This is a genomic window from Kitasatospora sp. NPDC002543 (genome assembly GCF_053594915.1).
Genome location: NZ_JBSFWR010000015.1, coordinates 102,160 through 108,935 on the forward strand (window position 1 = coordinate 102,160; position 6,776 = coordinate 108,935).

Genomic DNA, 6,776 nt, shown 5'->3' on the forward strand with positions numbered 1-6,776 from the left:
TCCCTCGCCGGCTGCCCCGTCGGCCCCTGCCGCACCGCGCCGTCGCGCTCTCAGGCCAGGCGCGCCGCTGCCAGGGCGAGCGCGCGGTCGAGCGCCGAGTCGGCGTCGCACGGCACGTCGGGCCGCACCCCGGTGCCCTCCCAGTTGGTGCCCGAGACCGGGTTGACCGCACGGGCGATGGGCACGCTGAGCTCCAGGTGCGGGTGCACCGTCCAGCCCTCGCGCGGGTGCGCACCGCCCCGGGTGGCCTCCCCGACGACCTCGGCGCGCCCGAGCTGCTGGAGGTCGTAGGCGAGTTCCTCGCCCCCGGAGAAGGTGTCCGCGCTCGTGAGCACGTAGATCGGCTTGCTGCCGCCGAAGCGGGCACCGGGGACGAACGGGGGCGTCCAGGACTGCGCGCCCACCTCGTTCTTCCGCGAGACCATGGTGTTCAGGTGGGTGCGCCCGTCGAGCAGGTAGGCGCACACGAAGGCGACCGTGTTCGGGTCTCCACCGGTGTTGCGGCGCAGGTCCAGGATGAGGGCGCGGGCGGGGGCCACCAGCGAGAGTGCCGCGGTCAGCGGCCGCGCCGCCCAGTCCAGCGGGAACAGCTTGGGTGCGATCTCCAGGACCGCGACGCCGTGGTCGAGGAGTTCCACCCGGGGAACGCCGTTCAGGAAGGTGTCGAACTCCCGCCGCACCGCGGCGAGTACCGCCGCGCCCGGCTCCGGCGGCACCGGCACGGCGTGGTGCTTGAGGCCCAGGTGCAGGTCTCCGTTGACGGATCTCAGGTCCGCGGTGACCGCTTCGGCCAACTCCTGGGCGGATTCGGTCCGGTAGGATCCCTCGGCGCTCCGAAGCCGCAGCAGGTCCGCCAGTTGACCGGCGACGTCGGGGAAGACGTAGTTCTCGCGGACCAGGTCGGCGATCGACTCGACGACGGCGACGGTGTCCAGCGCGGACGGCGATGTGGTGGAGGTCATGGAGAGGCAGTAGACCAGCCACTTGCCAAAGCGTCAATCACACTTAACGCTTGATCAGATGAATCACCGACCGGGCGAGACCGTCCAGCCGATCAGCGAACCGCGGCAACACGCCGCGCTCGCCCACCCCCTGCGCCAACGCCTGCTCTTCGCCCTGAGCAGCCGTCCGTCGACGATCAGCCGGCTCGCCGCGCAGCTCGGGGTCAACAAGGGCAGCGTCTCGCACCACCTCAGGGTGCTCTGCGAGGCGGGGCTGGTCCAGGACGCGGGAACGCGACGGGTGCGCGGCGGCACCGAGAAGTACTACCGGCGGACCGCCGAACGCTTCTTCGTCGCCGAACCGCAGGCCGAGGGCACGGCCGCACTACTCGGCGCCGTCGCCCAGGAGTTGGACCGCTCCCCCGGCAACCCCCTCCTGACCCTGCGGCACCTGCGGCTCGGCCCGGCCAAGGCGGCGCGGCTCGCCGAGGCACTGGCCGCACTGGCCGACGACACCGAGGAGGACCCGGAGGGCGAGCCGGTGCACGGCCTCCTGGTGACGCTCTACCAACAGGCCGGGACGTAGCGACCGCCGTCCCCGCTCGACGACCGGACCGCCGGGGCCCGGCGGTCACGCGACGGTCGTGTGCCTGCCGGGCCCCGGCGGTCACAGGGGCGGTCAGTTCGCCGGGGCGAACCTCTTGCGCCAGGCGAGCGAGACGTGGACCAGGGCGATCAGCACCGGCACCTCGATCAGCGGGCCGACGACACCGGACAGGGCCTGGCCGGAGGTGACGCCGAAGGTGGCGATCGCGACCGCGATGGCGAGTTCGAAGTTGTTGCCGGCCGCGGTGAAGGCGAGGGTCGCGGTGCGGTCGTAGCCGAGGCCGAGAGCCTTGCCGAGGGCGAAGGTGCCGAACCACATGACCGCGAAGTAGGCCAGCAGCGGCAGCGCGATGCGGGCGACGTCCAGCGGCTGAGAGGTGATGGTCCTCCCCTGGAGGGCGAAGAGGACCACGATGGTGAACAGCAGTCCGTACAGGGCCCAGGGGCCGATCCTGGGCAGGAACTTCCGCTCGTAGCGTTCGCGGCCGAGCTTCTTCTCGCCCAGGCGGCGGGTGAGGAAGCCGGCCAGCAGCGGGACGCCGAGGAAGACGACGACGTTGAGGGCGATCTTCCACATGGAGACGTCGAGGTGCCGGCCTCCGCCGAGGCCCAGCCAGCCTGGGAGCAGGTCGAGGTAGAACCAGCCCAGCACCCCGAACATCACGACCTGGAAGACGCTGTTGAGCGCCACGAGGACGGCGGCCGCCTCGCGGTCGCCGCAGGCCAGGTCGTTCCAGATGATCACCATGGCGATGCAGCGGGCCAGGCCGACGACGATCAGGCCGGTGCGGTACTCCGGCAGGTCGGACAGGAAGATCCAGGCGAGGGCGAACATCACCGCCGGGCCGACGAGCCAGTTGATCACCAGCGAGGAGACCATCAGCTTCCGGTCGCCGGTGACGGTGTCCAGCCGGTCGTAGCGGACCTTCGCGAGCACCGGGTACATCATGACCAGCAGGCCGAGCGCGATCGGCAGCGAGATCCCGCCGATCTCGACCTCGGCGAGGGCGTCGTTCAGACCGGGGACGAGGCGGCCCAGGCCCAGGCCCACGGCCATCGCGGCGAGGATCCACAGGGCCAGGTAGCGGTCGAGGAAGGAGAGCCGGCCGGCGACCGTCGCCGCCCCGGGTCCGGGGGCCGGAGCCGGCGGGGCCGACGGGGTGGGCCGGGTGCGGGCCATCAGCAGGACCTCTTCGTGTCGGCGTTGGCGCGGGCGGTGGAGGCGAGGTCGGCGAACTGCCCCGACAGGGACTCCAGCACCTCCGGGCGGAGCCGGTAGTACGTGAACCGGCCGCACGGCTCGGTGTCCACCACGCCGGCCTCCCGCAGCACCTTGAGGTGGTTGGAGAGGTTGGTCTGGCGGGCGCCGGTCTCCTCCACCAGGTGCGTGGTGCACAGGGTCTCGCGGGCCAGCAGGGTCACGATCCGGAGCCTGAGCGGGTCGGACAGCACTCGCAACAGTTCAGTGTCGACTGACATCACCATGGACTGATACTTTCACATCAGCCGGGGCTGACACCAGCGAGGACTGATCCGTCACGCCGTCGCCGCGGACGCCCGACCCCGATACGAAGGACCGCTCCCCCATGACCTCCGCCCCGCCGCTCGCCTCCGTGCTGTTCGTCTGCGTCCACAACGCCGGCCGCTCCCAGATGGCGGCCGGCTTCCTCGCCCACCTCGCCGGGGACCGCGTCGAGGTCCGCTCCGCCGGCTCCGCCCCCGGCCACGAGGTCAACCCGGCCGCCGTCGCCGCGATGGCCGAGGTCGGCATCGACATCTCCGGCCGGAAGCCGAAGGTGCTCACCGACGAGGCCGTCCGGTCCTCCGACTACGTCATCACCATGGGCTGCGGCGACGCCTGCCCGTACTTCCCAGGCAAGGAGTACCTCGACTGGCAGCTGGACGACCCGGCCGGCCAGGGCGTCGAGGCGGTCCGGCCGATCCGCGACGCCGTCAAGGCCCTGGTCGAGCGGCTCGTCGCGGAGATCGACGCCAGGGCCGCCGACGGACCGCAGGGCTGACCGCACGAGCGGAGCCGACGCACCGGGCGCGGCGGCCCAAGGGGCGGGCCGAGGGGGTGGGCCGCTCCCCGACGCGACCCGCCGGACTACAACCCGGGGGTGTAGGGGGCGATGCCGACGATCAGGATGTCGCGCCGGCCGTCCCCGCCGGCGGCGCCCAGGCGGACCGGGCCGACGTAGTGGCTGACCCGGCGGTCGTGCACGCCGTAGCCGTCCAGCGGCTCGGTCAGCACGAAGCGGGCGTGGATGTCCTCGGGCGGCAGCGCGTCGGGGCGCCGCCCGGCGCTCCCGGGGGTCGCGATGACGTTCTCACCGCCCTCGACGTTCCGGCGGCCGACGAGGTGGGCGAAGGTGAAGGTGGCCGGTGAACCGCCGTCCTGGTGCAGGCAGTCGGGTGAGGAGACCGCGACCTGGTCCCGCCCGTGCACACCGAGCGCGATCAGGTGGACGCCGACGTACACCGGGACGCGGTGGAGGTCCTCCAGCCACAGCGCGTGGCCGAGATCGGCGCGGATCAGGGCGTCGAGCAGCCGGTTGCCGCGCAGCGCGGGCGGGATGTCCGGCAGCCGGCGGCGCACCCGGGGGTACTCCGGATTGTGCTCGTCCTGCCAGTACTCGGTGACGGTGCCGAACTCCTCGTCGGGCGCGCCGGGGACATAGGACAGCTCGCCGGTCCACGGCAGGTGGACGGCGTGCGAGTAGCGGCGGAACCGGTGGGTCGCCCGCGCGTACGGATCCGCGGGCAGGTCCTGGTACGCCGCGGCGAGCTCGGCGAGGTCCTCGGCCATCGCGTCGACGTCGATGCCCAGGTCGGCGGCGCCCAGCCGGGCCCAGCCCTCCCGGCGCACCCGCACGGTCCCGTCGTCCGGCGGCGCTCCGGCCACCCGGCCGAGCGTGCTCGCGGTGTCGTCCATCGGCTGCTCCCTGCCTTCCCGGTCGGCCCGGTCGGGGCGCCGGGCGTCCCCGCCCGTGCCCCTCCACGCTGGCACGTCCCGGGCGGCCGCACCGCCGGAGCGTCCCCCGTGCGGAGGAGCGCGGGGTCCGCAGCCGGGGCGGGTGCCGGCGTCCGTGGCCGACCGGATCCGGCACGGGGCCGGTGCGACAGGTGTGAACGGCGCGGGGCCGGGCAGCCGCGCGGCATGCTGCTGATTCGACCGCCCGGGGTGTACTCGCCCCAGGGCGACACGGAACTGCTGGCCGACTGTGTGCGCCGGGAGGCACTGGACGGCTCCAGCCGGGTGCTCGACCTGTGCACCGGCACCGGGGCCGTGGCGCTCGCCGCCGCGCGCAGCGGGGCACTGGTCACGGCGGTCGACCTGTCCGGCCGGGCGGTGGCCGCCGCCTGGTGCAACACCCGTCTGCACTGCGGCCGGGTCCGGCTGTGCCGGGGCGACCTGCTGTCCCCGATCCCCGGCGAGCGGTTCGACCTGGTGACCGCCAACCCGCCGTACGTCCCCACCGGCCCCGGTCGGGTGGCTCCCGGCCGGGGCGCGGCCCTGGCCTGGGACGCCGGACCGGACGGCCGGCTGGTCCTGGACCGGATCTGCCGGACCGTCCCGCGGGTCCTGACCGGGGGCGGTGTGCTGCTGGTCGTGCAGTCCGCGCTCGCGGACGTCGAGGCGACCCTCGCACTGCTGCGGTCCGCCGCGCTGCGCACCTCGGTGGTGGCCCGGCGGCGCCAGCCCTTCGGGCCGGTGATGACGGCCCGGGCCGGCTTGTTCGAACGGCTCGGGATGATCGGGCCGGGTGAGCGCGAGGAGGAACTGGTGGTGGTGCGGGGTGTCCGTGAACGGTGACCGGCCCGCCACCCGGGTGACCGTCGTCCCGGGCGGCCCGCTGCTGGTCGAGGGTCCGGTGGAGGTGGTCCTCCCGGACGGCGGGCGGCGGCTCTCCGAGCGCCCGGTGGTGGCCCTGTGCACGTGCCGGCGCAGCCGCGTCTACCCGTTCTGCGACGCCAGCCACCGCCGCCGCGGTCGGGTCCGCCGGGCGCCGGCCCGCGGCACGGGCGAGGGGTGAGCGCCGGGCCGGCCGTGCGATCGCGCCCGGGCCGCCGACGCGCCGGGCCGGCGGGCGAGCAGCCGACACCCTCGCCGCGCCGACCGGGCGTTAGCATCCAGACAGCCGTGGCCGGCCGGCCCGGATGACGCGGAGCGGAGAGGCGGAGACTGCCATGGGAATCGAGATCCGGATCGAGCCGCTGGGCGACCACGAGCACCTGGTCCGGGTCCGCGAGGGCGCCGCCGAGGCCGAGACCCGGATCCGGGTCACCGACGGCGTCCTCGACCTGCCGCAGGTCACCGGCGCCGACGAGACCAGGATCGTCCACGAGACGGTGGCCTTCCTCGTCGAGCGCCAGCCCGTGATCGACATCCCGCCGATGATCGACCTGGACGACCTCGCGGACGCCTACGGCACCTCGTACCTGGACGACCTCGGCCGGCGCCTCACCACGCGGTGAGGCGCCGTTGACGTACGGGCGGGCCGCGTCGAGCCCCTGGCCGCGGGTCGGCCCGGCGTCCGACGGTCGTCAGCCCTCCGTCACGTCGTCGGGTCGGACCTCGATGTGGTCGGCCGCGAGGTCCACCGCGACCCGGTGCTCCATCCCCAACGACTCCAGGAACTTCACCGGCAACTGCACCCGACCACTACGGTCCAGCATCACGTACTCACGCTCGTTCACCGACTCCTCACCATGCTCGTCCGTCACCATGCGCCGCAACACCTCACTCGCCGTCCGACCGTCCCGGATCGCCACCGTCCGACGCACCTCACCCGCCACCATCGGATCATGCGTCACGATCACCACCGTCGCCCCCAACTCCCGGTTCACCGTACGGAACGACTCGAAGATCACCCCCGCCGTCTCCGAATCCAACTCCCCCGTCGGCTCATCCGCCAACAACACCGGCGGATCGTTCGCCATCGCCACCGCGATCGCCACCCGCTGCTGCTGACCACCCGACAACTCACCCGGCCTGCGACGCGCCAGATCCCCGATCTCCAACGCCTCCATCAACTCCGCCACCCGCACCGCCCGCGCCCGCGCCCCACCCCCACCCGAACGACGACCCCGCAACTGCATCGGCAACGCGATGTTCTCCGCCGCCGTCAGGAACGGCAACAGATTCCGCGCCGTCTGCTGCCAGATGAACCCCACCACCTCACGCCGGTACCGCAACCGCTCCTTGACCGACATCTCCAACAAATC

General features: G+C 73.3%; 10 protein-coding genes. 5 read left to right on the top strand and 5 right to left on the bottom strand.

Translation table 11 applies throughout. The annotated features are described in order from the left end of the window. Positions 1-50: 50 nt before the first annotated feature. On the bottom strand, positions 51-962 hold the full coding sequence (locus ACWD4P_RS09795) for a S41 family peptidase (RefSeq protein ID WP_449779232.1): 912 nt from the start codon (positions 960-962) through the stop codon (positions 51-53). Between the two features lie 58 nt (positions 963-1,020). Here ACWD4P_RS09795 and ACWD4P_RS09800 point away from each other — a divergent pair, with 58 nt between their 5' ends. Then, positions 1,021-1,527 carry an ArsR/SmtB family transcription factor gene (locus ACWD4P_RS09800; RefSeq protein WP_449779233.1) on the top strand — a complete coding sequence of 169 codons (507 nt, stop codon included), beginning with the start codon at positions 1,021-1,023 and terminating at the stop codon, positions 1,525-1,527. Positions 1,528-1,620: 93 nt separating this feature from the next. Here the strand turns inward: ACWD4P_RS09800 and arsB are convergent, their stop codons facing one another. Both arsB and ACWD4P_RS09810 read right to left on the bottom strand, forming a co-directional pair. Continuing rightward, on the bottom strand, positions 1,621-2,727 hold the full coding sequence (gene arsB / locus ACWD4P_RS09805; protein ID WP_449779234.1) for an ACR3 family arsenite efflux transporter: 1,107 nt from the start codon (positions 2,725-2,727) through the stop codon (positions 1,621-1,623). After that, positions 2,727-3,032 carry an ArsR/SmtB family transcription factor gene (locus ACWD4P_RS09810; protein ID WP_449779235.1) on the bottom strand — a complete coding sequence of 102 codons (306 nt, stop codon included), beginning with the start codon at positions 3,030-3,032 and terminating at the stop codon, positions 2,727-2,729. The genes arsB and ACWD4P_RS09810 overlap by 1 nt, the downstream gene beginning before the upstream one ends. 101 nt (positions 3,033-3,133) lie before the next feature. On the opposite strand from ACWD4P_RS09810, the gene ACWD4P_RS09815 reads away from it, so the two are divergent. Continuing rightward, positions 3,134-3,568, top strand: coding sequence for an arsenate reductase ArsC (locus ACWD4P_RS09815; RefSeq protein ID WP_449779236.1), 435 nt, complete (start codon positions 3,134-3,136; stop codon positions 3,566-3,568). Between the two features lie 86 nt (positions 3,569-3,654). On the opposite strand, the gene ACWD4P_RS09820 is transcribed toward ACWD4P_RS09815, so the two are convergent. Then, complete coding sequence (locus tag ACWD4P_RS09820) at positions 3,655-4,482, bottom strand: 2OG-Fe dioxygenase family protein (RefSeq protein ID WP_449779237.1); 828 nt, start codon at positions 4,480-4,482, stop codon at positions 3,655-3,657. Positions 4,483-4,707: 225 nt separating this feature from the next. On the opposite strand from ACWD4P_RS09820, the gene ACWD4P_RS09825 reads away from it, so the two are divergent. The 3 genes from ACWD4P_RS09825 to ACWD4P_RS09835 all read left to right on the top strand — a co-directional run bounded on the left by ACWD4P_RS09825 (position 4,708) and on the right by ACWD4P_RS09835 (position 6,026). Next, positions 4,708-5,364 (top strand): HemK2/MTQ2 family protein methyltransferase, encoded by a 657-nt coding sequence (locus ACWD4P_RS09825; RefSeq protein WP_449779238.1) that lies wholly within the window; start codon positions 4,708-4,710, stop codon positions 5,362-5,364. Then, a complete protein-coding gene (locus tag ACWD4P_RS09830; RefSeq protein WP_449779239.1) occupies positions 5,348-5,584 on the top strand; it encodes a CDGSH iron-sulfur domain-containing protein in 237 nt (78 codons plus the stop codon). The genes ACWD4P_RS09825 and ACWD4P_RS09830 overlap by 17 nt, the downstream gene beginning before the upstream one ends. 154 nt (positions 5,585-5,738) lie before the next feature. Continuing rightward, the gene (locus ACWD4P_RS09835) at positions 5,739-6,026 is read left to right on the top strand and encodes a hypothetical protein (RefSeq protein WP_449779240.1); all 288 of its coding nucleotides are present in this window, start codon (positions 5,739-5,741) and stop codon (positions 6,024-6,026) included. Positions 6,027-6,095: 69 nt separating this feature from the next. Here ACWD4P_RS09835 and ACWD4P_RS09840 read toward each other — a convergent pair. Beyond that, positions 6,096-6,776: ABC transporter ATP-binding protein (locus ACWD4P_RS09840; protein ID WP_449779241.1), on the bottom strand; the 681-nt coding region annotated here is incomplete at its 5' end.

What these genes read in the sequence shown, in the direction of transcription:
- ACWD4P_RS09795 (WP_449779232.1), bottom strand. Translation starts at nt 962, where the DNA reads ATGACCTCCACCACATCGCCGTCCGCGCTGGACACCGTCGCCGTCGTC.
- ACWD4P_RS09800 (WP_449779233.1), top strand. Translation starts at nt 1,021, where the DNA reads ATGAATCACCGACCGGGCGAGACCGTCCAGCCGATCAGCGAACCGCGG.
- arsB (WP_449779234.1), bottom strand. Translation starts at nt 2,727, where the DNA reads ATGGCCCGCACCCGGCCCACCCCGTCGGCCCCGCCGGCTCCGGCCCCC.
- ACWD4P_RS09810 (WP_449779235.1), bottom strand. Translation starts at nt 3,032, where the DNA reads ATGGTGATGTCAGTCGACACTGAACTGTTGCGAGTGCTGTCCGACCCG.
- ACWD4P_RS09815 (WP_449779236.1), top strand. Translation starts at nt 3,134, where the DNA reads ATGACCTCCGCCCCGCCGCTCGCCTCCGTGCTGTTCGTCTGCGTCCAC.
- ACWD4P_RS09820 (WP_449779237.1), bottom strand. Translation starts at nt 4,482, where the DNA reads ATGGACGACACCGCGAGCACGCTCGGCCGGGTGGCCGGAGCGCCGCCG.
- ACWD4P_RS09825 (WP_449779238.1), top strand. Translation starts at nt 4,708, where the DNA reads ATGCTGCTGATTCGACCGCCCGGGGTGTACTCGCCCCAGGGCGACACG.
- ACWD4P_RS09835 (WP_449779240.1), top strand. Translation starts at nt 5,739, where the DNA reads ATGGGAATCGAGATCCGGATCGAGCCGCTGGGCGACCACGAGCACCTG.